The organism is Streptomyces sp. NPDC091412 (genome assembly GCF_044756885.1).
GTDB lineage: Bacteria > Actinomycetota > Actinomycetes > Streptomycetales > Streptomycetaceae > Streptomyces.
The window spans coordinates 666,941-690,381 of the sequence record NZ_JBIVTV010000003.1; the positions used below are offsets into that span (position 1 = coordinate 666,941).

Below are 23,441 nucleotides of genomic sequence, written 5' to 3' on the forward strand. Positions count from 1 at the left end.
CCGGACGCCCTGAGGGGACGCGGGCCCGCGTGACCTGCCCGACCCGGCCGGGTGGCCTTGGGAGGGCGCCGCCCTGGGTACACGGAGCCCCGAAGGCACGGCCGGCGCCGTGCGGACGGACCCGCCCCCGGACACCGGGCGGCCGGGCCGGGCGCCCGCGGCCGGGACGGACCGGCGACGGCACGACTCGGCGGCGCCACACGGCATCAGGGACTTCGCGGAGGTACCCATGCGGCGGACGGACCCGGAAGGCCACGGCCCCGTCCGCTACGGTCCGTCGGCCCTCCCCGACGACGGACTCCCGGTGCTGCCGGAGGTGTCCGCCGCGCTCGCCGGGGCCGCGAACCGGACCCGGCGCGGACCGATCGGCGGCGGCACCGAACTGCTGGACGCCGCCTGCGGGTACTGGCTGCGACGCGGGCTGCCCACCCGGCCCGGCCGGGTGGCGGCCGCACCCGGCGCGCCCGCCCTGCTGCTCGCGCTGACCGCCACGCTCGGCGGCGACGTCCTGGTGCCCCGGCCCTGCGCGGCCTGGTGGGCGCCGTACGCGCGCCTGCTGGGCACCCCCGCCTTCCCCGTGGCGACGCCGGCCGAGTGCGGGGGCGTCCCCGACCCGTACGCCCTCCTGGAGACCGTCCGCAGAGTCCGCGCCGAGGGCGGCGACCCCCGGCTGCTCGTGCTGTCCGTCGCCGACGACCCCACCGCCACCGTGGCACCGCCGGAGGTGCTGCACGAGACCGTCGAGGCCGCCACGGCCGAGGGACTCCACCTGGTCAGCGACGAGACCTGGCGCGACACCGTGCACGCGCCGCACGAGACGGTGCTGCTCAGCCCGGCCGAGATGCTGCCCGACCGGGTCACCGTCGTCACCGACCTCGCCGGCGCCTTCCTGCCCGCCGGCTGGCCCGCCGCGATCGCCCGCTTCCCCGCAGGCGCCCCCGGCGAGGCCCTGCACGCGCGCGTGCTCGACGTCCTCACCGCACTGGACGCCCGCGTCGCCGAACCGGTCGCCGCCGCGGCCGCCCACGTCCTCGGCGAACCCGGGCCGGTCACCGCGCGCCTGGCGGCCTCGGTACGCCTGCACGCGCGCCTGGCGCGGGCCGTCCACGCGGCCGTGGTCGCCGCGGGCGCGCTCGTCCGGCCGCCGCAGGCCGGCCGCCACCTGTACGCCGACCTCGGCCCGCTGCGCTCCGCGCTGGACGCCCACGCGGTCGGCGACGCACAGGAGTTGGAGGACTTCCTCACCACCCGCCTGGAACTGCCCGTGCACGGCGGCCACCGCTTCGGCGACGACCTCGGCGCGCTGCGCGTGCGGCTGTCCACCGCGGAACTCCTCGGCCGCACCGACGAGGAACGCGCGGAATGCCTCCTGTCCCCCGAGCCGTTGGAACTGCCACACGTGCAACGCGCATTGCTCTCCTTGAGGTCGGTACTCGACGATCTCCGCGACGACGCTCAGCGATGGGAGCCTCCTCGATGACGCAGCAGTCCGAGTCGACCACGTCCACGAGCACCACCACCCAGGAGACCGACGATCCCGCGGTCCCGTCCCTCCTGACCTCCCCGCCCGCCCCGTTCCCGCCGCTGGCCGAACCTCGGCGGCTGGGGGAGCGGCGGGTGTGGCCGCGCACCTTCCACGACCGGCTCACCGCCCCGCTGCCCGACCTGAAGGCCTTCGCCCGGTTCGCCCGAGAGGGCGCCCTGCGGCCGGACAAGGAGGCCCTCGCCGACATCCCGCTGCTGCCGTACCGGCCCGCCGAGCTGCCCCGCGTGGACACCCGTACCGTCGCCGTCACCTGGGCGGGGCACGCGAGCTGGGTGGTCCGGATCGGCGGGCTGACCGTGCTGACCGACCCGGTGTGGTCCCGCCGCATCATCGGCACCCCGGCCCGGGTCACGCCCGTCGGCGTGGCCTGGGAGGCGCTGCCGCCCGTCGACGCGGTCGTCGTCAGCCACAACCACTACGACCATCTGGACGCGCCCACCGTGCGCCGACTCCCGCGCGACACCCCGGTGTTCGTGCCGGCCGGACTCGGCCGCTGGTTCCAGCGGCGCCGGTTCACCAACGTCACCGAACTGGACTGGTGGGAGGCGGCCGAACTGTCCGGAGTCCGCCTCGACTTCGTCCCCGCCCACCACTGGTCCAAGCGCACCCTCACCGACACCTGCCGCAGTCTGTGGGGCGGCTGGGTGCTCACCGACCCCGACGGGCAGCGCGTGTACTTCGCCGGCGACACGGGCTACGGCCACTGGTTCTCCCGCATCGGCCGCCGCTACCCCGGCATCGACCTGGCCCTGCTCCCCATCGGCGCCTACGACCCCCGCTGGTGGCTCAGCGACGTCCACTGCGACCCGGAGGAAGCCGTCCAGGCCGTGCAGGACCTCGGCGCCCGGCACATGGCGCCCATGCACTGGGGCACCTTCGTCCTCTCCGCCGAACCCCTCCTGGAACCCCTGACCCGGGTCCGCAGAGCCTGGCAGGAGGCCGGCCTTCCCCGGGAACGGCTGTGGGACCTGCCGGTGGGCGCCTCCCGGGTCCTGGAGTAGCGGCGGGGCGGGGGCGGCTCGCGGCCCCCGCCGAGGTCAGTGCGAGCGGTGGACCGGGATCAGCCGGCGCAGGCGCCGCCAGACGGAGGGTGCGGCGCCCAGCAGGAAGGTCAGCGCGATCGCGCTGACCACGCCTTCCCAGGGCTCCGCGAACAGGGAGCCGCCGAGGATGCCGATCAGCTGGTACGTCACCGCCCAGGCCAGGCACGCGGGGAGGTTGCCGCGGGAGAAGCGGCGCAGCGGCCACTTCGCCAGCAGGCAGGCCAGCATCACCGGTATGCGGCCCGCCGGGACGAGACGGGACAGGACCAGCACCGCGACCCCGTGCTCGGTCAGTTTGCGCTGCGCCTGCGCCAGCCGGTCCTCCGGGGCGCGCGTGCGGATCGCCTCCAGCCAGCGCGATCCGTTCCTCGATCCCAGTCCGCGCCGCCCCAGCCAGTACAGCGACGCGTCCCCGAGGAACGCGGCCAGCGACGCCGTCAGGAACACCAGCGCCAGCGAGAACGGCGCCGTCTGGTGCAGGGCGACCACCGCCGCCGAACTGACCAGCGCGCCCGTCGGCACCACCGGCACCAGCGCCCCGATCAGCACCAGCAGGAACAGCGAGGGATACCCGAGCGCCTGCTGGGTGGACTCCGGCGGCACCACCGAGGTCACGGCGGCGGCGATCCGTATCACCGGGCGCCCTCCAGGCGCACGCTCTCCCCGTGCCCGAGCCGGTGCACCGCGACCCCCGGCGCACGCTCGGCGGCGAGGCGCGCGAATTCGTCACCCGGCGCATGGAACTCATGGGGGCGCACGGCGTCCATCCCGATCGGCCAGTACGTGCCGTAGTGCACCGGCACTGCGCTCCCCGGCGCCAGCCGGGCCAGCGCCTGCGCCGCCCGTCCCGCGTCCAGATGCCCCGCGCCGAGGTACGGTCCCCAGCCGCCCACCGGCAGCAGCGCCGCGTCGACCGGGCCGACCTCCTCGGCCATCGTCTCGAACAGGCCGGTGTCCCCGGCGAAGTAAGTCCGCGCCTCGCCCTCGACGACGTAGCCGAGCGCCGGCGAGCGGTGCCGCCCGACCGGCAGCCGCCGCCCGTCGTGCCGGGCCGGCACCGCCCGTACGACGACACCGCCGACCTCGACCCGGTCACCGGGCGTCACCTCGGTGATCCGCAGGTGGGCGAGCCGGCGCAGACTCGCGACCGCCCCGAGTGCGCCCCGGGGTACCAGCAGGCGCGTGCCCGGCTCCAGCCGGGCCAGCGAGGGTACGTGCAGATGGTCGGCGTGCAGATGGGAGACCAGGGCCACGTCCGCGTGCCAGGCGGTGGGCGGCGGCGGCGCGCCGCGGCGGCGGCGCAGGTGCGCGAGCCGGCGGGCGAACAGGGGATCGGTCAGCACGCGGACGTCCGAGTCCTCGACCGTGCAGGTGGCGTGACCCCACCAGGTGATCTCCACCGGCACTCCTTTGCCTCCTTCGTGCGACTCCCCCTGAGCCTACGGGCAGGAGTAGGGTCGGCGGCGGAAACCCGGAGGTGAGGGGGACGCCATGGGAGAAGTGCGGGATGCCCTCGGCGGGGGCGCTCCGGCGGCCGTCCGCGTCACGGCGATCGCGAGCCTGACACCCCTGGAGGAGCTGAACGACGACCCCTTCCTGGTGGACTCGCGCAGCCAGCACGCGATGTGCGCCCGCTGGGCGGCCGAGCGCGGCTACGTGATCGCACGGGAACTGCTCGTCCGGGGGCTGCGGGCCGACCACTGCGCCCTGTGGGAGGGAGTGCGCCCGGGTGTGGACCTGTTCGTCGCGCCCAGCCGGCGGGTGCTGGAGCGGGCGCTGTCCTCCGTGGAGGAGTTCACCGAAGAGTGCGCGCGACGCGGGGTCCGGGTGGAGACGGTGGGCCAGGCCGAGCCGGCGTACGACGCCCAGATGAAGGCCCACGTGCACCGCCGCCTCTCCATGCCGACCGCCGGCTACGACGGCCGCTGACCAAGCCCCCCGGCCCCCACCGTCCACCGACGACGGCCCGGCCACACGGGCCGATGGCCGCGCACCAGCCGGTCGGCTCCGTCGTACGCCGGTGCCGTGAGCGGGGCGGTCGTGCGAGCGGGGCGGTCGTGCGGTGCGGGCCAGGGCGGCGAAGGGGGAGTGGCAGGCTCCGGCGGGCTGGGGATCCGGCGCGTCCGACCGCTCGGCGCCGTCGGCGCGGCGGGGCCGAGGGCGGGTGCGTCGGCGAACACCGGCGGCGGGTCCGTACTGATGGGTGTTACCGCAGGTCACGGGGGTTTGTGGGGGTGTATGACAAGCTGGAGTCGGTCCGCGTGGAGGCGCGGGGCGGGGGCGGGAACGGAGGATGTGCCGGCATGGGTGGCGGGCGGCGGTGGCGGCGGGTCGCCAGTCAGGTCGGGCGCAGTGTCGCGGTGTGGGCCGTCTCCACGGTCACCCTGCTCGTGCTCGCCGGGATCCTGCCGGACTTCCGGTTGCAGTCGCCCGACGGCGACAGCGCCACCACCGTCGCCGTGACCGCCGCGCTCGGCGCGGGAGCCTTCGGTGTGCTGTCCGCCGTGGTGTGGCCGCTGCTCGTCCGGCTGCTGCTGCTCGTGCCCGCGCTGGTCCTCGGGCTGCTGGTGTTCTTCCTCAACGGCTCACTGCTCCTGCTGGCCCTGCGCATCACCCCCTCCGGCCAGGCCGAGGCGGCCCCCGAGACCGCCGTCATCGTGGCCGCGGTGATGTCCGCGGTCGCCTCCGCCACCGGCGCAGCCCTCGCCGTGCGCGACGACGACGCCTACCGGCGACGGCTCCACCGGCTCGCCGACCGCCGCCGCAGACGGCTGGCACCCTGCTCGTCGACCCCCGGCACCGTCGTCGTCCAACTCGACGGCGTCGGTCACGACGTGCTGCGGGACGCGGTGGACGAGGGTCTGATGCCGACCGTCGCCCGATGGCTCGGCGCCGACGAGGGGCAGGCCACCCACCGGCTCACCCCCTGGCGCACCGACTGGTCCAGCCAGACCGGCGCCAGCCAGCTCGGCATCCTGCACGGAACCAACCACGACGTCCCCGCCTTCCGCTGGTACGAGAAGGACACCGGAGAGGTGATGGTCTGCAACCGCCCGAGCAGCGCCGTCGAACTCCAGCGCCGCGCCGTACGGCGCACCGGTGACGGCGGGCTGCTCACCGCCGACGGGGCCAGCCGCGGCAACCTCTTCGGCGGCGGCGCGGGCGAACTCGCGCTCGTCCTGTCGGTCGCGGCCCGTCGCGACCGCGCCAGCCGCTCCCGCGCGGGCTACTTCGCCTACTTCTCCGACCCCGCCAACGCCGTCCGCACCTTCCTGTCCTTCGTCGCCGACGCCGGCCGCGAGATCGGCCAGTCCCTGCGGGCCCGGCTCCGCGAGGAGCGCCCGCGTGTCTCGCGCGGCGGCCTGTACCCGCTGATCCGCGCCTTCGCGACGGTCGTCGAACGGGACGTCGTCGTGGCCGCGGTGATGGGCGACCTGCTCGCCGGGCGCACCGCCGTCTACGCCGACCTGGTGGCGTACGACGAGGTGGCCCACCACTCCGGGCCGCACAGCCGTGACGCGGCGCAGGTGCTGCGGCGTCTGGACCGCTCGCTGGCGCTGATCGAGAAGGTCGCCGAGCACGCCCCGCGCGCGTACCGCTTCGTCCTCCTGTCCGACCACGGACAGAGCCCCGGCGAGACCTTCCGCTCCCGCTACGGTCTGACCCTGGGCGACCTGGTCCGGGCCGGCTGCGGCCTGCCCGTGCCGCGCCGGGCGGGAAGGACGCGCAGTGGCGCCGAGGCGCGGGCCGCCGTACGGGCCGCGCTCGGCCGCCCGGTCGAGGAGAGCGGTGAGGACCGGCGCCCCTCCCGCCGCTCGGAGCCCGTCGTGCTGGCCTCCGGCAACCTCGGCCTGGTCTCCTTCCCGGACGTGCCGCACCGCATGAGCCAGGAGGAGATCGACGCCCGCCACCCCGCGCTGCTGTCCACGCTCGCCGACCACCCGGGCGTCGGCTTCCTGCTCGTGCGCAGCGAGGAGCACGGCGGTGTCGTGCTCGGCGCGCGCGGCGTACGGATACCGCTGGCCGAACTCGACACCGACCCCGGCCCGCTGGCGCTCTTCGGTCCCGGCGCCGCCGACGCCGTACGCCGCACCCACTCCTTCCCGCACACCGCCGACATCATGGTCAACTCCAGCCACGACCCGGCCGACGGAGAGGTCCTCGCCTTCGAGGAGCAGATCGGCTCCCACGGCGGCCTCGGCGGCGCGCAGGGTCGCCCGTTCCTGCTGTCGCCGCTCGACTGCTCCCCGCCGGTCCGAGAGGGCGAGGACCTCGTCGGCGCCGAGCACGTCCACCGCGTGCTGCGGCGCTGGCTGCACGAGGCCGCAGGGACCGGGGCGCCGCTCACCGCGGAACCGGAGGAACGGGCCGCCTGACCCCCGGTGCCGCCGGTCAGTGGTGCGGCCAGAAGCCCGAGCGGACCCGGCCGAAGTCGCTCATCATCATGACCGCGGGCGCCATGCCGCTCGGTCCGTGCGGCTGGTCGCTGAACGACACCACCGTGTCCAGCGAGCCGGTCAGCGTGATCAGCTTCTGGAGGGTGACCTGGTCGTCGCGGAACTCCCGCGCCGGCAGCCGGCTGTGCGCGGCCCGCAGCACCTGGATGTGCTGCTTCAGGCGCTTCGTCGCCGCGTCGCGGTCGCGGTCGTACAGGTCGTCCAGCGCGTGGAAGGTGACCTCGCTGGTCCACAGGCCCATCGCGTGCACGGCCACGGTCTCCTCGGTGAGGGTGAGGTCCGCGGCCAGCCCGAGTGCGTGCCGGTGCCCCTCGCGCGTGACGGTGTCGACGTACTGCACGGCCCCGGTGCCCAGGGGGTGCGGCTCGCGGCCCGGCGGCACGGTCAGTTCGAGGACGATCCAGTACGTCTCCCCGAACGCGAGGTCGGGCGCGAAGATGCGGATGCCGGTCTCCTCGGCGATGAGGTCCGGGAGGGCCTCGGCGCCGTAGTCCTGCCGTGCGCGCTCGGCCGCCTGGGCCGCCTCCCGCAGCACCGCCGCCCGGGCGCGCGGGTCGGTGATCAGGTCGTGGCCGTACAGATGGCGGATCTCCACGTCCGGGGCGATGTCGAGGCGGAGCTGGATGTCGATGGCGGCCAGATGGTCGCGTCGCTTCAGGTCGGCGAGCAGGTCCGCGCCCACCTGCTCCGGACGGGTGACGAACGTCGCGTGACCGCCGGCCAGCCCGGCCAGCGCCGCCAGTTCGGGCATCCGGGCGTCGGAGCCGAAGCCGAAGCACGACACGGTGAGGTCGCCGCGGAGCTTGGCCGCGATGTTCGTGCGGATCCGGACCCAGTCCCGTTCGCCGGAGGTCGGGCCGCCGTCGGAGAAGAGGTACAGGCAGTTGACCGTGCGCCCGCCGAGGGCGTTCCGGCCGATCTCGTCGATGCCGTACTGCACACCGAGGTTGATGTCCGTGCCGCCGCCGGCTCTCAGCCCGGCCACCACCTGGGCGAAGCGCTCGCGCGGCAGCTCCCGCTTGGCGGTGGCGGGCAGCACCGTGCGGACGTGGTGCTCGAAGGTGATGACGCCCAGGCAGTCCGTCGGCCGCAGTCGGTCGTAGAGGGTCTGCAGGGCCGCCTTGACGCAGTCGAGCTTCTCGCCGTGCATCGAGCCGCTGGTGTCCACCACGAAGACGAAGTTCACCGGAAGCGGCTCGGCGGGGGCGTCCTCCGGGGGTGCCTCGCCCGCCTTGAGGGTGATCTCCAGGAAGTGGGTCGTCGCCTCGTCGGCCCTGAACTCGCCCTGCGCGGCCGCCAGCCCGTGGCTGACGCCGACGGCCCGGCCGGGCGGGGGACCGGGCACCTGCTCGGTGCGGGCCGCCACGAAGTCGTCGAACCGGATCTGCTCCTGCCCGATGATCAGGCCCTGCTCGATGAGATCCCGCACGCCGAGGGGGGAACGGGTGCCGAAGGCGCTGTTGCGGCGGATGAAGAGTCCGTCGTGGGGGAGGGGCCGGCCGGTGCGGCGGAACAGGGGCGGGCGACGGCCGGCCGGCTGGGCGTCATGGCTGATGGTGCGCCGTTGCGCGGCGGTACCGAGAAAATCGGCCGCCGCCGATTCGGGGCCCGTCTGGAAGGGGCCGGGATGGTGGACGAACGTGTGGTCCTCGCCGGACGGCGGTGGCCCGGTGGGCTCGCGGGAGCCCGGCGGAGGTTGCGCGGCGTGCTGCCCGGGTGCTCGGATCTCCCTGTCGAGGGAGGCGGGGAAGAGCCGGTCGGCCTCGTCCGCGTCCGGAGGCGGAGCGCTCAGACGGCCGAGGTAGGTGCTGCCGAGTTCCCGGTAGGACGCCGCCCCCGACCGCCGCAGGGAGAACCGCCCGTCGAGCGGGGCGAACGCCGACCGGATCTCGCGACCCGCCCGCAGCCATCCCCACAACAGGGCGTCCGGGCCGTCCGGGGCGGGCGGGACGATCCCGGGGTGCACGACCGCCGTCAGTGTCAGGTTCCGGAGCACGGCCCTGTGCAGCTCCACCGCCCAGTCCTCGGCGCTCTCCCCGAGCACCGGCCCGGCCGGCAGTCCGATGCGGGCCGCGAAGTCCCGGCACAGCGGCGCACGCTCGGCCTGTACCGCCCGCCCGGCCGCGGCCGGAGCCCCCTCCCGTGGCAGCTCCACCACCAGCAGCGCCAGCCGGTCCTCGTCGTCCGGGCCCATGGGCCCCGGCGCGGCCGGGCCGCCCGGAAGCGGGGCACCCGGTGGGAGCGACGACTCCTCCGAGGACGACGTCCCCGCCGCCGACGAGGCACCCTCCACGCGAGAGGCCCCGTCGGGGCGCAACGAGCCTTCCGGTAAAGAGGCCTCCGCCGCCGTGGCCGGTTCGCACAGCCGAAGTCCTGCTCCACAGCGCAGGAGTTGCCACAGCGCGCCGCCCGGCCGGGGGCGCGCGTCGCGCGGGATACGACCGCCGGGGTGGATCAGGAGCACCGCGTCCGGGTGCCGGGCGAGGAGCGCGTCGGCCTCCTCCGCCGAGCGGGTCGGCGGAGAAACCGGGAGCAGGTCCGCCTCGGCCGCGGCGGTCAGCGCCTCCCTCAGCGCCTCCTCCGGTTCGTGGTACGGCCCATACGACCCACCGCCGGCGCCCCCACCGCCGGCGCCCCCACCCTCGGCGTCCCCGCCGGCGGCGGTGGTCCGCGGGAGGAAGAGGACCGCCTTCCGCCGCTCCCCGTGCCTGCTCCGCTCACTCCGCATGGGCATCCTCCGTGGTACGGGTGGGAAGCGGGCACCGCGCCTCGAGCTCCGTGCGGGTGCGCACCCCACCGTCGAACATTCCCTCGGCCCGCAACTGACGCAGCCACGCGTCGAGTTCGCGGCTCAAGCCGGTGCTCTCCACCGACAGCCGCGCGGCCCGGTCACGCCGGTCGGGGTCGCCCGCCAGCAGAAGCAGCTCTATCTTCAGCGCGATGCAGTACGGGTCCCGGCCGTCCAGCTTCAGCGCCTCCTCGACATAGCCGTACGCCACGTCGAGGTTGGACCGGACCAGCGCGATCCTGGCCTTCCAGTACCAGAACACGGACGACTCGCGGTCCAGCCGGGACGCCTCCAGGGCGCGCTCCGCCTGGTCGGCCTCCCCGCTCTCGACGTACCGGCGCACCGTGGTGAGCCTGCGCTCCGCACCGCTGCCGCCGCCGGCTTTCGCGCGGGCGGCCGGGCCGGTGACCACGCGCACCGCGAGGAACAGCACCGCCAGCAGGAACAGCAGCAGCATGCCCACGAGGACCAGGAACTGCCGGACACCCGTGCTTTCGGCGAGGGTGGCGAAGATCCCGAGGATCGCCACGGCGAAGGCCAGCACGACCACGGCCCCGAACAGGGCGGTCGCCTGCGCCGACGTGAGCGTCCGGAACATCCGCCTGCGGATGATGTCGCGCACGAGGTCCCGGTAGAGCAGGTACAGGACACCGAGAGCGACCCCACCAAATCCCGCGATTCCCCCGAGGACTTGGAAGAGTTCGACCATGAAACGGACTGTAGGGCCTACCCCCGCCGTCCGGCAGGCGATTCACACACCTTCTCCGGCAGGTCGCGGCCCGCTCGGTGGTTGTGCGCGGCGCGGATGTGATCGGATGGCGGTTACGGAACCCCGGCAACGGGAACCCTGGCGAAAGGTATGGAACCAACCGTGGCAACCACGCGCACCGCTCACACCGTCTGGGAAGGCAACCTGCTCGAGGGCAACGGCGTCGTCACCTTCGACTCCTCCGGCATCGGCCAGCAGCCGGTGTCCTGGCCGTCGCGCGCCGAGCAGGCGAACGGGAAGACCAGCCCCGAGGAGCTGATCGCAGCCGCCCACTCCAGCTGCTTCTCCATGGCGCTGTCGCACGGCCTCGCCGGCGCCGGCACCCCGCCCACCACCCTGCGGACGAAGGCGGACGTCACCTTCCAGCCGGGCGAGGGCATCACGGGCATTCACCTCAGCGTCGAGGGCTCGGTCCCCGGCATCGACAACGACGCGTTCGTCGCCGCGGCCGAGGAAGCCAAGAAGAACTGCCCGGTCAGCCAGGCCCTGACCGGTACGACGATCACCCTGGACGCGAAGCTCGCCTGAGGCGAGACCCACGTCCGACGGTGCCGCGCCCCTCGTCCCGGGCGCGGCATCGGTGTTCCCGGGTAGAGCGGCAGCCGGCGGGTACGCGGCATTGACAACGGCGCACTCAAGTTTTGTGCTGGAGAGCAGGAGGCGCCCGGAAGGGGACGAAGATGGCACGTGCGGTCGGGATCGATCTCGGGACGACGAACTCGGTGGTGGCCCTGCTGGAAGGCGGCGACCCCACCGTCGTCGCCAACGCCGAGGGCGCGCGCACCACGCCGTCGGTCGTGGCGTTCGCCAAGAACGGCGAGGTACTCGTCGGCGAGGTGGCCAAGCGGCAGGCGGTGACGAACGTGGAGCGCACCGCACGCTCGGTCAAGCGCCACATGGGGGACGCGAACTGGCGCTTCCCGGACCAGGGCTCCGTCGACGGCACCCGCTACCGGGCGCAGGAGCTGTCCGCGCGCGTCCTGCAGAAGCTGAAGCGGGACGCGGAGGCCTACCTCGGCGAGGACGTCACGGACGCGGTGATCACCGTGCCGGCGTACTTCGACGACGCCCAGCGGCAGGCCACGAAGGAGGCCGGGGAGATCGCGGGACTGAAGGTCCTGAGGATCATCAACGAGCCGACGGCCGCCGCGCTCGCCTACGGCCTGGACCGGGGCGAGGAGCAGACCGTGCTCGTCTTCGACCTCGGCGGCGGCACCTTCGACGTCTCCCTGCTGGAGATCGGCGACGGCGTCATCGAGGTCAAGGCCACCAATGGCGACACCCACCTCGGCGGCGACGACTGGGACCAACGGGTCGTCGAGCACCTGGTCAAGCGGTTCAAGGGCCAGTACGGCGTCGACCTCGGCAAGGACAAGATGGCGGTGCAGCGGCTGCGCGAGGCCGCCGAGAAGGCCAAGATCGAGCTGTCGTCGTCCTCCGAGACGACGATCAACCTGCCCTACATCACGGCCTCCGCCGAGGGCCCGCTGCACCTGGACGAGAAGCTGACCCGGGCCCAGTTCCAGGAGCTCACCGCCGATCTGCTGGACCGCTGCCGCAAGCCCTTCCACCAGGCCGTCAAGGACGCGGGCATCAAGCTCCCGGCCGTCGACCACGTGATCCTCGTCGGCGGCTCCACCCGGATGCCGGCCGTGACCGACCTGGTGCGGGAGCTGACCGGCAAGGACCCGCACAAGGGCGTCAACCCCGACGAGGTGGTGGCCGTGGGCGCCGCCCTCCAGGCGGGCGTGATCCGCGGCGACGTCAAGGACGTCCTCCTCCTCGACGTCACCCCGCTGTCCCTCGGCATCGAGACCAAGGGCGGCATCATGACCAAGCTCATCGAGCGCAACACCACGATCCCGACCCGGCGTTCGGAGATCTTCACCACCGCCACCGACAACCAGCCCTCGGTCGGCATCCAGGTCTACCAGGGCGAACGTGAGATCGCCGCGTACAACAAGAAGCTCGGCGTCTTCGACCTCACCGGTCTGCCGCCCGCCCCGCGCGGAGTGCCGCAGATCGAGGTCGCCTTCGACATCGACGCCAACGGGATCATGCACGTCTCGGCCAAGGACCTCGCCACCGGCCGCGAGCAGAAGATGACCGTGACCGGCGGCTCCGCGCTGCCCAAGGACGACATCGACCGCATGATGCGGGAGGCCGAGCAGTACGCCGAGGAGGACCGCAAGCGCCGGGAGACCGCCGAGACCCGCAATCAGGCCGAGCAGCTCGTCTACCAGACGGAGAACTTCCTCCGCGACAACGGCGACCGCGTGCCCGCCGACACCAAATCGGAGGTCGAGGCCGCCGCCGCCGAGGTGAAGGCCCTCCTGGAGCAGCAGGCGGAGACCCCCGCGCTGCGCACGGCCATCGACAAACTGGCCTCCGTCAGCCAGCGGATGGGCCAGGCGATGTACGCCCAGGCCCAGCAGAGCGGCACGGAGAGCACCGGACAGCAGACGGCACCGCCCGACGAGGACACGGTGGTGGACGCGGAGATCGTCGACGACGAACGCGACACCAGGGGCGGAGCCGCTTAGGAATACGGGTCGACGGCGGCGCGGTTCACAGGTTCTCGCGGTACTTCCGCAGCAGCTCGCGGGTCTGCTCGGCCGTGGCGGCGGCGGCCGTCATGCGGTCCAGGACCTCCAGGTGCGCGGAGATCTCCGTGCGGGAGTCCAGGTACAGGGCGCCGGTCAGGTACTCGGTGTAGACCAGGTCGGGCAGCTCCGGCTCGGCGAAGCGGAACAGCGAGAACGGCGCGTACGTCCCCGCGTGCGGTCCCCGCGCGAACTCGGCGACCTGCACCGTCACCCGGTCCCGCTCGGTGTAGTGGAGCAGCTTGTCGAGCTGCTCGCGCATCACCTCGGGGCGGTCGCTCACCGGCCGCCGCAGCACCGTCTCGTCGATGATCACCCACAGGTGCGGCGGATCGGCCCGCTCCAGCAGCTGCTGCCGGGCCATCCGCAGGGACACGTGCCGCTCGACCGCGTCCGGGCTGCGCTGCCCGACCGTCCCCGCCTCCAGCACCGCCCGCGCGTAGCCCTCCGTCTGGAGCAGTCCCGGCACGAAGTGCGGCTCGTAGGAGCGGATCAGCCGGGCGGCGCCCTCCAGGCTCACATACAGGCTGAACCACTCCGGCAGCACGTCGTGGAACCGCTGCCACCAGCCCGGCGCGTTGGCCTCCTCGGCCAGCGCGACGAACGCGGCGGCCGCCTCGTCGCCCACCCCGTAGGCGCTCAGCAGCATCTGCACGTACGGGATCTTCAGGGCGACCTCGGCCGTCTCCATCCGCCGTACCGTCGCGGGGGCCACCCGCAGGACGCGCGCGGCCGCCTCGCGTCCCAGCCCGGCCTTCTCCCGCAGCTCCTGAAGCCGTCTGCCGAGCACCACCTGGCCCACGGTGGGCGCCGCCCGCCGCTCACTCACGCCACGCCTCCCGGCTCTTTCCCGCCCACGACGAGTGAAGGTACTCGACGGTGTCCGGATCGGCGGGCAGGAACGTCTCGATCGCCAGTTCCGCCACCGTCACGTCCATGGGCGTGTTGAAGGTGGAGATGGAGGAGACGAACGACAGTACCCGCCCGTCGTGCTCGATCCGCATCGGCAGCGCGAAGTACGGTGCCCGCCCGGACGGCTCCGCCGTCTCCGGAGCGCTCCGCGGCACCGGGTAGGCCGCCACCTCGTCGTACAGTTCGCACAGCGCGGCCGAGCGGTGCAGCGCGACCTGCCGCTCCATCTGGGCGAGCAGATGCGCGCGCCACTCGCGCAGATTGCGGATGCGCGGCGCCAGACCGTCCGGGTGCAGGGTCAGCCGCATCGCGTTCAGCGGCGCGGCGAGCAGCCGCTCCGGGATGCCCTCCAGCAGCATCGTGATGCCCCGGTTCGCGCTCACCACGTCGTACGTCGCGTCGACCACCAGCGCCGGATACGGCTCGTATCCCCGGATCAGCCGCTCCAGGCCCTCGTGCAGCGGGCCGAGCGCCGGGTCGTCCAGCGGGGTCTGCCGGTACCTCGGGGCGTAACCGGCGGCCAGCAGCAGGGCGTTGCGCTCCCGCACCGGCACCTCCAGGTGCTCCGCCAGCCGCAGCACCATCTCCTCGCTCGGCCGGGACCGTCCGGTCTCGACGAAGCTGATGTGCCGGGCCGAGGAGTCGGCGCGCAGCGCCAGTTCGAGCTGGCTGATCCGCCGCCGCTCCCGCCAGGACCGCAGCAGCGGGCCCACGCCCCGGGCCGCGGGGGCGGTGGGGGACGCGGTGGTGCCGGACGCGACAATGGCCATACGCACGACCGTAGTCGAGGAGGGGGCGTATGACCGAGCCGTGGAAGCCGTCCTGGGAGGCGACGGCGGTGTACCGCGCCAGAGTGCGCGGCTGCCTGCTGGGCGGCGCCGTCGGGGACGCCCTCGGCAATCCGGTGGAGTTCGACTCCCTGGACCGGATCCGCGCCGTGCACGGCCCGCGCGGCGTGACCGGCCTGGTGCCCGACGGGGACGGCGTGGTGGGTCGTATCACCGACGACACCCAGATGACCCTGTTCACCGTGGAGGGCCTGCGCCAGGCCCACGAGCGCGAGCGGCTGCGGGGCATCGGCGGCGGCTGGCCCCGCCTGGTGCGCTGGGCCTACGAGCGCTGGCTGGAGACCCAGCGCAGGCAGGGCCCCGAGGACAGCGAGATGGCCGGGCTCTCCGGGGGTTCCTACGAGGGTCCGCGCGGCGGACTGATCACCGAACGGTGGCTGTACGCCCGCCGTGCCCCCGGAAACGCCTGCCTGTCCGGGCTCGCCCAGGACTTCGTGCCCGATCCGGCGGCCGAACTCGGCCCGCCCGGCCCGGTCAACTCCGACTCCAAGGGCTGCGGCGCCGTGATGCGCTCGGCGCCCTTCGGGCTGACCCGCACCGACCCCGCCACCGCCTTCGGCATGGCCGCCCGGTGCGCCCAGACGACCCACGGCCACCCCACCGGTTACTACGCGGCCGGCGCGCTCGCCGCGATCGTCGCGTACCTCGTGTCCGGGGACTCCGTCGAGGGCGCGGTCCTGCGCGCGCTGCGGCTGCTCGCCCGCCCCGAAGCTCACGGCTCCGCACGGACAGGGGGGACCTCCAACCCCGGGCACGAGGAGACCAGTGCCGCCCTGGAGCAGGCCCTGGACCTGGCCGCGCAGGGCACTCCGACGCCCGAGAGACTTCAGCGGCTCGGCGCCGGATGGGTCGCCGAGGAGGCCCTCGCCATCGGCGTCTACAGCGCCCTGGCCGCCCCGACCGTCGAGGACGCCCTGCTGCTCGCCGTCAACCACTCGGGTGACAGCGACTCCACCGGCTCCATCTGCGGAAACATCCTCGGCGCCCGGCACGGCGACCACGGCCTGCCGCACGCCTGGGTGGAACACGTCGAGGGCCGCGCCAGGATCGCCGCCCTGGCGGACGACCTCGCGGCCGAGTGCGTGGCCGGCTGAGCCGAGGGCCGGTTCCGGCCCGGGACGCGGCGGCCCTCCTGTGGCAGTCTGAACGGGAGCGCGAGGTCCAGGAGAGGTCCAGGAAGGGAGCCGGTCCCATGCCCGTCGCACCGCTGTCGCCCAAGGAGATCGAGGACCGGCTGGCCGAACTGCCCGGCTGGTCCGTCGACGGGGACCGCCTCACCCGCTCCTTCCGGCTCGGTTCGCACTTCGCGGCGACGGCGATGGTCGTGCACGTCGCCCAGGTGCAGGAGGAGCTCAACCACCACTCCGACCTGACCCTGGGGTACAACACGGTCTCGCTCAGCGTGAACACCCACAGCGCGGGCGGCGTCGTCACCGAGAAGGACTTCGAACTCGCCCACCGGGTGCAGGACCTCGCACCGGGACACGGGGCGAGCTGAGCCGCCGCCGGGACGGGGTGGGGGGATCCGCGTGCTGGACTACGACGAGGAAGCCGAGCGCTACGACGCCTCGCGCGGCGGCGAACCGAGAGCGCAGGCCGCGGCGGAGGCCGTCCTCGGCTTCGTGCCGCGGCAGACGCGCGAACTGCTCGACGCGGGCTGCGGCACCGGCATCGTGACCCGCCGCCTCGCCGCCGCCCGCGTCGGCCTGCGGGTGACCGGAGTCGACCGGGCACCCGCGATGGCCCGGCAGGCCGGGGCACGCCTGCCCGGTGCCGTCGTGCTCGCCGACAGCCGCAGCCTGCCCTTCCCCGACGGTCGGTTCGACGCCGTCACCAGCGTGTGGCTGCTGCACCTGGCGCCCGGCCCCGAGGACGCGCGGGCGATCGTCGCCGAGTGCGCCCGGGTGCTCCGGCCCGGCGGGATGTACGTCACCACGGTCGACAAGGCCGCCGCGCACAACGTCGGCAGCGACATCGACGCCGTACTCGCCTCCCGGCCCCGCCGCCCGGCCCGCGACGACGCCGGCCTCGTCACCGAGTACGCCATCGCGTACGGCCTGGTCCCGGCCGGACAGGCCCTCTTCCCGGGCCGCGACCAGGGCCGCAGCCCCCGCAGCACCATCGCCGACCTGCGCCGCGGCTGGTTCGTCACGCTGCCGCCTGGCGAACCCCTCGCCGACGCCTTCGCCGCACGGCTGGCGGCCCTGCCCGAGCAGGACCGCCGCCGCCCGGACCCGGTCTTCACCCTGCGGGCGTTCCGCAAGGAGGAGTAAGGGAGGGGGAGGGGCGCGAGGGGGAGTGTCTACGAGGGGAAGCAAGGAGCAGTGAGCCGGCGGGCCCGCACGAAGGGGCGCGTGCCGCGTCCGGCACGCGCCCCTCCCCCCGTCAGGAGACCGTGCAGGCCTGGCCGCCGACCGTGAAGGCGGCCGGTCTGCCGTTGGTCCCCGACCAGCTCCCCGTGAAGCCGAAGCCCACCGAGGAACCGGCCGCCACGGTGCCGTTCCAGCTCACGTTCCGCGCCGTCACCGACGCGCCCGACTGGGAGTAGTCGGCGTTCCACAGCTGGGTCACCTTCTGCCCGTTCGGGAAGGACCAGGTGAGCGACCAGTCGTTCCAGGTCGTGGAGCCGGTGTTGGCCAGCTGGACGTCGGCCTGGAAGCCGTCGGTCCACTGGTTGGTGACCTTGTACGTCACCGCGCAGGGGCCGGCCGGCGGCGGTGTCGTGCCTCCGCCCGAGTCCCCACCGCCCGTGTCTCCTCCGCCCGTGTCCCCGCCGCCGGTGCCGGAGGTGTCGCCGTAGATCACGCCGCGGCCGTTGGTGGAGACGTACACGCGGCCGTAGACCCGGGGGTCGCCCGTGATCGCCGCGCCGGTCCAACCCCACTGGTGGGCGTCGTCGTTGATCCGGGTCCAGCTCGCGCCCTTGTCGGTGGAGCGGAAGATGCCCCGCACCCCGCCGATCTTCGCGCTCGTGTACAGCGTCTGGTACGAGGCGCCGCTCGCCGCCTTGCCGAAGCCGATGGTGTCGGCCTGCTCGACGCCCGCCAGCTTGGTGAAGGACGCGCCGCTGTTGGTCGAGTGCCACAGCCCGTACGCGCCGTCGCTCGCGCCGCCCGCCAGCCAGATGTCGCCCTTCGTGCCCGGCAGCGCCTTGAAGCGCACGCTGTCACCGCTGGGCAGACCCGTGGCCGACGAGGCGGTGAAGGTGGCGCCGCCGTCCGAACTCACGTAGAACTTGCCCGACTTGAAGCCGTAGAAGGTCTTCGGATCCACCCGGTCCGACTCCACGACGGCGCCCGCCGGGATCCCGGCCGACGCCGACCACGAGGACCCGAAGCCCGTCGTGTACCGCACGCCCGTGCCCGCCGGGCTCCACACGAACCGGCTGCCGTCCGCGGCGGCCGCGACCGTCCCGCCGCCGCTCACGCCCGACGGGTCGGTGCCGGCGAACCAGTTGGCGCCGTTGTCGGTCGAGAACCCGATGTGCGCGCCCGAGTCCGTGTCGCCCACCCGCACCACCGTGTTCGGGTTCGTCTCGGCGACGTCCAGACTGGTGCTCGTGGTGAAGGTGGGGGAGGTGAACATCATCGACGGGACCTTCGCCAGATCCGTGTGCCGGAAACCGCCGAGGTCGCCCAGCGCGCTGAGCAGCGGTGCTCCGGAGGGCGGGGAGGCCAGGTCGTTCACCGCCGTCTCCTCCAGGCCCTGCACCATGGGGCGCACCGCGAACTGGCCGCCGCTGTCCCACTTGGTGAGGTTCTCGGTGCCGTAGATCGTCGCGCCCGTGCCGTACATCATCCGGTTGGAGTCGAACGGGTCGATCTCCAGCGCCTCCGTCATCCACCCGAGTTTCGGGGCCTGTTCGGGCGGTGAGGGGTTCGTGCCGAAGGTCAGCCAGGGCGTGGACGACACGTCCATCGTGTAGCGGTTGGAGCGGTTCGGGTACGACGTGTAGTCCCAGGCCTGCGTCCAGGTCGCGCCGCTGTTGGTGGAGCGGAAGATCTGCGTGTCCGGCCACCAGGAACTGTAGGCCGTCGCCATGACCGTGCCGGGGTGCTGCCGGTCGAGCGTCAGACCGCTGAAGCCGTAGTAGGTGTCGGCCACCGCGACGGGGCTGATGTTGGTCCAGGTGCCGGTCGCGGTCGCGTACCGCCACAACTGGCCCTTGCCGCCGTCGTACGGTCCGCCCGTGTCGCTGTAGGCGAGGTACAGGTAGCCGTTCTTCGCGTCCAGGACGCCCTTGTGGGCCAGGTACCCGGTCGGCTGCCCCGGCAGCCGCTGCCAGGTCGCGCCCGCGTCCGTCGAGCGGTACACCGCGTTGTCCTTGTCGGCGACCCCGGCGTAGACGGTCTTCGTCGCGTTGCCCGAGGTGCCGGTGGACTCGTCGAAGGTGACCCAGACGACGCCCTGGTTGTCGCTGGCGTAGCCGGACGTGTCGCTCGGGTCCTGCGCGTAGTTGCCCGGGTTGGTGAAGCTCGTGACCCGCGACCAGGTCACCCCCGAGTCCGTCGACCGCCACAGGCCCTTGCCGCTGGGCGCGCCCAGGTACAGCACGCTGTTCTTGTTCGGGTCGACCGCCAGCCGCTCGCCCATCCCGCGGCCCGGCATGTTGCCGCCGAGCTTGAACGGCAGGTCGGCCTTCTTCCAGCTCGCGCCCCGGTCGGTGGAGCGCAGCACGGCGCCGTTGCCCGGGTCCCAGCTGTTCGTGTACGTGCCGACGGCGGCGTACACCCGGTCGGGGGCGGCGGAGTCGGAGGCGAGCGAGACGACGCCGGTGTGGCCCCAGTCGTCCCAGCCGACCGAGTCCAGCAGCGGGGTCCAGGTCTTCGTCGACTGCTGCCAGCGGTAGGCGCCGCCGATGTCGGTGCGGGCGTAGGCCAGGTTCTTCTCACTGCGGTTGAAGACGATGCCGGGGACGAAGCCGCCCCCGTCGATGCGGGCGTTCTTCCAGGTGTACGTGTCCGCCGCGACCGCGGTCGGTGCGGCGGGCCGGGCCACCGCGGACGGGGCGCCGGCGAGCAGTCCGGCGGCGAGTGCGAACACGGCCGTCAGGACACGGGCGGTGCGGGGGGTTCTTCGCACGGTGGGGCTCCTCTCGACGGAGGGCAGGAGGCAGGGGGAGAAGCAGGCAGGAGACAGGAGACAGGAGACAGGAGACAGGAGACAGGAGACAGGAGACAGGAGCGGGAAGGACGTGACGACCGGGCGACTCCCCCCGTGAGGGAGCCGCCCGGTCGGGGTCCCGTCGGCGGATGACGGGCCCCGGTACACGGAGCGTTCAGCGGGGACTTATTCGAGGAGCTCCGCGTACGAACCCATGGCGAGGGCGATGTCCGCCTGCGCCCAGAACCGGTGGTAGGTGAAGACCGGGGCCGCGCCGCCCTTGAGGTAGGACTCGATCTTCGACCAGGCCGGGTCGTTCTTGTAGAAGGAACGGATCGAGGCGAACGTCGACGAGGAGTCGATCTTGTCGCCGTTCGGCATCGTGCCGGTCCAGCCGTTGGGCACGTACACCTTGTCGCCGAACCGGCTGTAGTCGGTGCGGGTCTCCGGGACGGCGATGCCCAGGCTGTCCTGGTTGTTGCTCCACATGCCGTCCAGCAGCGCCTTCGCCGTCGACTTGGCCTGCGCGTCCCCGGACCTGGCGGCGTAGTACGTCAGGGTCTTGGCGTACGCGGCGGCCACACCGACGTCGTTGGTGTAGTCGGCGACGGTGACGTGCAGCCCGCTGTTGGAGCCGGGGGAGGACGCGTTCCAGGTGTCCGGCTGACCCGACCACTGGAGCGTGGAGGGGATCTGGAAGGTGCCGTTGGGGTTGACCGTGGTCTTGGACAGCGCCCACTTGACCCACTTGTCGAGCACCGTCTTCGCGGCGGCGTCACCCGTCTGCTGGTAGTACTCGGCGACCCGCTCCATCGACCAGGCCTGGAAGCCGAACCACTGGTTGGACGGCGGGTCGTGGTAGACCGGCTGCCAGTCGTAGTACATGCCGTAGAAGGTCGAGGTACCGGCCGGCGGGGTGGCGTAGCGGCCCTGCCAGCTGTTGGTCGCGCCGCCCGCGATGGCGCCCTCGGAGGACTGGAGCCACCGGTAGAACTCCAGTTGCCGCTGGAGCGACTTGCTCCAGTCCGCCACGCCCGTCGCCGACTTGGGCTTCAGGGCGGCGTTGCTGCTCAGCGCGTACGCGGCGAGCGGGTTCTGGTAGCCGCCGTGTACGTGGCTGGAGCCGATGCGCCAGGCCCAGCCCGCCGAGGTGTCGGTCGCCCCGCCCCAGGCGTAGTACCAGGAGAGCAGGTAGTGCGAGGCGTCCTTGCCGGTGCCGGCGGGGCAGGAGGAGGGCCCGACACAGTTGCCGATCTTCTTGAAGTACTTGTCGTACATCGAGTACCGCAGGTAGTCGCCCATCTTCGCCGCCTTGGAGACGGTGGCCGACACATCGGCTCCCTTGCCCTGCGCCTTGGCCCACAGATCGGCCCAGTACGCGGCCTGGACGGCGCGCGCGTCGGCGTCGGGGGCGTCGGTGTACTTCCACTGCTTGGCGTAGGAGTCGTCACCGGTGAACAGGTCCAGATAGCCGTTCTTGCCGCCGTACTTGAAGGCGTCGCAGGTGGTCTGCGGCACCGTCTCCCAGACCGACTCCTCGGCGCCGCGCTGGAAGGTGTTGATGTACGACGGTCCCTTGGCCGTGGGGCCGGCCTCGCACTGACCGCCCGGCGTGTTGCCGTAGCCGTAGACGTTGTCGACGTCCTCGATCCAGTGCATGCCGTAGATGTCGTCCGTGCCGTAGGCGGACTTCAGCTCGGACGCGATCGGGTCAGGACCCACCGACACCCCGGAGTCGAGCTTCGCCGGGTACTGGTTGGGCGTGTCCAGCTCGGGCGCGTACGTCGCCGGCTTGGAGGCGGTGTAGAAGGAGTTGGTCGGCTGGTCGGCGTGGGTGGGGATCATGAACTTCTCCATGATCGACCAGGCGCCGTTGAACTTGGACCAGTCGCCCGTCACCTTGCCGTACATGGCCTGGAGCCACAGGAGGTAGCTGTACGCCTCCGACGTGGTCTCGTGGCCGTGGTCGGGCGCCTCCACGATCAGCGTCTCCACCGAGTGGTAGGGGATGCCGTCGGGGGAGAAGTACCCGTTCGCCGGGTTGGTGATCTTCCCGTACAGGTCCAGGAAGCGGGCGTCGTACGTCTTCGAGGCGGCCAACTCCGTCACGGTGACCGTGGCCTTGGTGTAGCCGGTCGCCGAGGCCGTGAAGACCGCCGAACCGGTGCCCGAGGAGTCCGCGGTGATGGTCACCTTCTGCGCGGTGTTCCAGTTGGCCGGTGTGAAGGTGAGCGAGGAACCGCCGGTCACCGACAGGCCCGTGTTGCCGGACGTACGGGTCACCCCGACCGTCACATTGGAACTGGGCTGGCCCGACAGCTTGACGTCGAAGGTCCCCGACTTGCCCTGCTGGACACCCAGCTGGGTGGGCGAGGCGACCACCGCGGGACCGGAGGCGACCGTGATGCCGACCGGCGTGGACTCCGCGGAGGCGCCGAGGCTGTCGTACGCCTTCGCCACCAGCGAATGACTGCCCACGCTCAAATTGGAGACCGAGAGCGAGTAGGGCGCGCTCGTGTCCGTGCCCAGCAGGGTCTTGTCGTCGTAGAACTCGATCTTGGTGATGCTCGCGTTGTCGGCCGCCGCCGCGGTCGCCGCGAGCGGTACGGCGGCGCCCTGGCTGTAGACCGCGCCCGCGGACGGGCTGGTCAGCACCGTCACCGGGGGCTGATGCGCGCCGGCGCAGGTGGTGCCGTTGACCGCGAAGCTCGTCGGCGCGGTGTTGGTGCCGCTGTAGCTGAACTGGGCACCGGTGTTCACGGCGCTTCCGGCGGCGATCGTCCCGTTGTACGACTCGTTCTTCACGGTGATCGTCTGGCCGGACTGCGACCAGATGCCGTTCCAGCCGTTGCTGAGCTTCTGGTTGCCCGAGTAGCCGTAGGTCAGGGTCCAGCCGTTGATGACGTCCGTACCGCGGTTGGTGATGGTCAGATCCGCGGTGAAGCCGGAGCCCCAGTCGTTGGTCTTGTAGTCCACGCTGCACTGCAGGGCCGCCGCGTGCGCGGTGGTCGACCCCGTCGACAGCATGGTGAGCGGAAGCGCGAGGGCCGCCACGATGGCGGTCCACAGCCGCCGCACGCCGCGGCGTCTGCGTCGGGGATGCATGTGCTGGTTCCTCCTTGCGGCTCGGGGGAGGTGGGGGAGGAGCGTCAAGCCGTGAACCAGTGGGAGCGCTCCCATAGTGCGGACGGGTGTCCAGGGGGTCAAGGTCCTTGAAGAGTCGAAAAGATTCGACGCCGGTCAACCTCCTTTAAAAGGTGTTGAGTTGAGGAAGTTCGACAAAAGTTCGCGCCCCCTCTGTCCTTCGCCGTCACTTGCCGCTACCTTCACTCGAACCAGTGGGAGCGATTCCATCAGTCGACGCGGCCGTCA

Annotated in this window: 17 protein-coding genes; 9 read left to right on the top strand and 8 right to left on the bottom strand. The window is 72.8% G+C overall.

The annotated features are described in order from the left end of the window. Nucleotides 1-229: 229 nt before the first annotated feature. Nucleotides 230-1,480 carry an aminotransferase class I/II-fold pyridoxal phosphate-dependent enzyme gene (locus ACIQMV_RS11040; protein ID WP_402592399.1) on the top strand — a complete coding sequence of 417 codons (1,251 nt, stop codon included), beginning with the start codon at nucleotides 230-232 and terminating at the stop codon, nucleotides 1,478-1,480. Beyond that, entirely contained in the window at nucleotides 1,477-2,547 is a 1,071-nt protein-coding gene (locus tag ACIQMV_RS11045) for an MBL fold metallo-hydrolase (protein ID WP_402592400.1), read from the top strand. Before ACIQMV_RS11040 ends, ACIQMV_RS11045 begins: the two co-directional genes overlap by 4 nt. A gap of 36 nt (nucleotides 2,548-2,583) precedes the next feature. Here ACIQMV_RS11045 and ACIQMV_RS11050 read toward each other — a convergent pair whose 3' ends face one another. Both ACIQMV_RS11050 and ACIQMV_RS11055 read right to left on the bottom strand, forming a co-directional pair. Continuing rightward, complete coding sequence (locus ACIQMV_RS11050; protein WP_402592401.1) at nucleotides 2,584-3,225, bottom strand: DedA family protein; 642 nt, start codon at nucleotides 3,223-3,225, stop codon at nucleotides 2,584-2,586. After that, complete coding sequence (locus tag ACIQMV_RS11055; protein ID WP_402592402.1) at nucleotides 3,222-3,995, bottom strand: MBL fold metallo-hydrolase; 774 nt, start codon at nucleotides 3,993-3,995, stop codon at nucleotides 3,222-3,224. Before ACIQMV_RS11055 ends, ACIQMV_RS11050 begins: the two co-directional genes overlap by 4 nt. An 85-nt stretch (nucleotides 3,996-4,080) precedes the next feature. On the opposite strand from ACIQMV_RS11055, the gene ACIQMV_RS11060 reads away from it, so the two are divergent. Then, entirely contained in the window at nucleotides 4,081-4,518 is a 438-nt protein-coding gene (locus ACIQMV_RS11060) for a hypothetical protein (protein ID WP_402592403.1), read from the top strand. A gap of 374 nt (nucleotides 4,519-4,892) precedes the next feature. After that, the gene (locus ACIQMV_RS11065) at nucleotides 4,893-6,965 is read left to right on the top strand and encodes a phage holin family protein (RefSeq protein WP_402592404.1); all 2,073 of its coding nucleotides are present in this window, start codon (nucleotides 4,893-4,895) and stop codon (nucleotides 6,963-6,965) included. Between the two features lie 16 nt (nucleotides 6,966-6,981). Here ACIQMV_RS11065 and ACIQMV_RS11070 read toward each other — a convergent pair whose 3' ends face one another. Both ACIQMV_RS11070 and ACIQMV_RS11075 read right to left on the bottom strand, forming a co-directional pair. Then, nucleotides 6,982-9,774, bottom strand: a complete 2,793-nt coding sequence (locus ACIQMV_RS11070; RefSeq protein WP_402592405.1) for a VWA domain-containing protein — start codon at nucleotides 9,772-9,774, stop codon at nucleotides 6,982-6,984. Beyond that, complete coding sequence (locus ACIQMV_RS11075) at nucleotides 9,764-10,543, bottom strand: type IV pilus biogenesis/stability protein PilW (RefSeq protein ID WP_402592406.1); 780 nt, start codon at nucleotides 10,541-10,543, stop codon at nucleotides 9,764-9,766. The genes ACIQMV_RS11070 and ACIQMV_RS11075 overlap by 11 nt, the downstream gene beginning before the upstream one ends. Nucleotides 10,544-10,705: 162 nt before the next feature. Here ACIQMV_RS11075 and ACIQMV_RS11080 point away from each other — a divergent pair, with 162 nt between their 5' ends. Both ACIQMV_RS11080 and dnaK read left to right on the top strand, forming a co-directional pair. Beyond that, nucleotides 10,706-11,131 (top strand): OsmC family protein, encoded by a 426-nt coding sequence (locus tag ACIQMV_RS11080; RefSeq protein ID WP_401770710.1) that lies wholly within the window; start codon nucleotides 10,706-10,708, stop codon nucleotides 11,129-11,131. A gap of 152 nt (nucleotides 11,132-11,283) precedes the next feature. Further along, complete coding sequence (gene dnaK, locus ACIQMV_RS11085; protein ID WP_402592407.1) at nucleotides 11,284-13,146, top strand: molecular chaperone DnaK; 1,863 nt, start codon at nucleotides 11,284-11,286, stop codon at nucleotides 13,144-13,146. Nucleotides 13,147-13,171: 25 nt separating this feature from the next. Here dnaK and ACIQMV_RS11090 read toward each other — a convergent pair whose 3' ends face one another. Together ACIQMV_RS11090 and ACIQMV_RS11095 are read right to left on the bottom strand one after the other, a co-directional pair. Continuing rightward, nucleotides 13,172-14,035 carry a helix-turn-helix domain-containing protein gene (locus ACIQMV_RS11090; protein WP_402592408.1) on the bottom strand — a complete coding sequence of 288 codons (864 nt, stop codon included), beginning with the start codon at nucleotides 14,033-14,035 and terminating at the stop codon, nucleotides 13,172-13,174. Continuing rightward, nucleotides 14,028-14,888 (bottom strand): helix-turn-helix domain-containing protein, encoded by an 861-nt coding sequence (locus ACIQMV_RS11095; RefSeq protein WP_402592409.1) that lies wholly within the window; start codon nucleotides 14,886-14,888, stop codon nucleotides 14,028-14,030. Before ACIQMV_RS11095 ends, ACIQMV_RS11090 begins: the two co-directional genes overlap by 8 nt. Nucleotides 14,889-14,917: 29 nt before the next feature. Between ACIQMV_RS11095 and ACIQMV_RS11100 the strand changes: the two genes are divergently transcribed. From ACIQMV_RS11100 to ACIQMV_RS11110, 3 genes are all read left to right on the top strand, one after another. Continuing rightward, nucleotides 14,918-16,060 carry an ADP-ribosylglycohydrolase family protein gene (locus tag ACIQMV_RS11100; protein WP_402592410.1) on the top strand — a complete coding sequence of 381 codons (1,143 nt, stop codon included), beginning with the start codon at nucleotides 14,918-14,920 and terminating at the stop codon, nucleotides 16,058-16,060. Between the two features lie 98 nt (nucleotides 16,061-16,158). After that, nucleotides 16,159-16,464: a 4a-hydroxytetrahydrobiopterin dehydratase gene (locus ACIQMV_RS11105; RefSeq protein ID WP_401770699.1), complete on the top strand. Its 306-nt coding sequence runs from the start codon at nucleotides 16,159-16,161 to the stop codon at nucleotides 16,462-16,464. Between the two features lie 31 nt (nucleotides 16,465-16,495). Further along, nucleotides 16,496-17,239 (top strand): class I SAM-dependent methyltransferase, encoded by a 744-nt coding sequence (locus ACIQMV_RS11110; RefSeq protein ID WP_402592411.1) that lies wholly within the window; start codon nucleotides 16,496-16,498, stop codon nucleotides 17,237-17,239. 112 nt (nucleotides 17,240-17,351) lie between these two features. On the opposite strand, the gene ACIQMV_RS11115 is transcribed toward ACIQMV_RS11110, so the two are convergent. Both ACIQMV_RS11115 and ACIQMV_RS11120 read right to left on the bottom strand, forming a co-directional pair. Further along, on the bottom strand, nucleotides 17,352-20,048 hold the full coding sequence (locus ACIQMV_RS11115) for a cellulose binding domain-containing protein (protein WP_402592412.1): 2,697 nt from the start codon (nucleotides 20,046-20,048) through the stop codon (nucleotides 17,352-17,354). A gap of 207 nt (nucleotides 20,049-20,255) precedes the next feature. After that, complete coding sequence (locus tag ACIQMV_RS11120; protein WP_402592413.1) at nucleotides 20,256-23,174, bottom strand: glycoside hydrolase family 48 protein; 2,919 nt, start codon at nucleotides 23,172-23,174, stop codon at nucleotides 20,256-20,258. Nucleotides 23,175-23,441 lie beyond the last annotated feature (267 nt).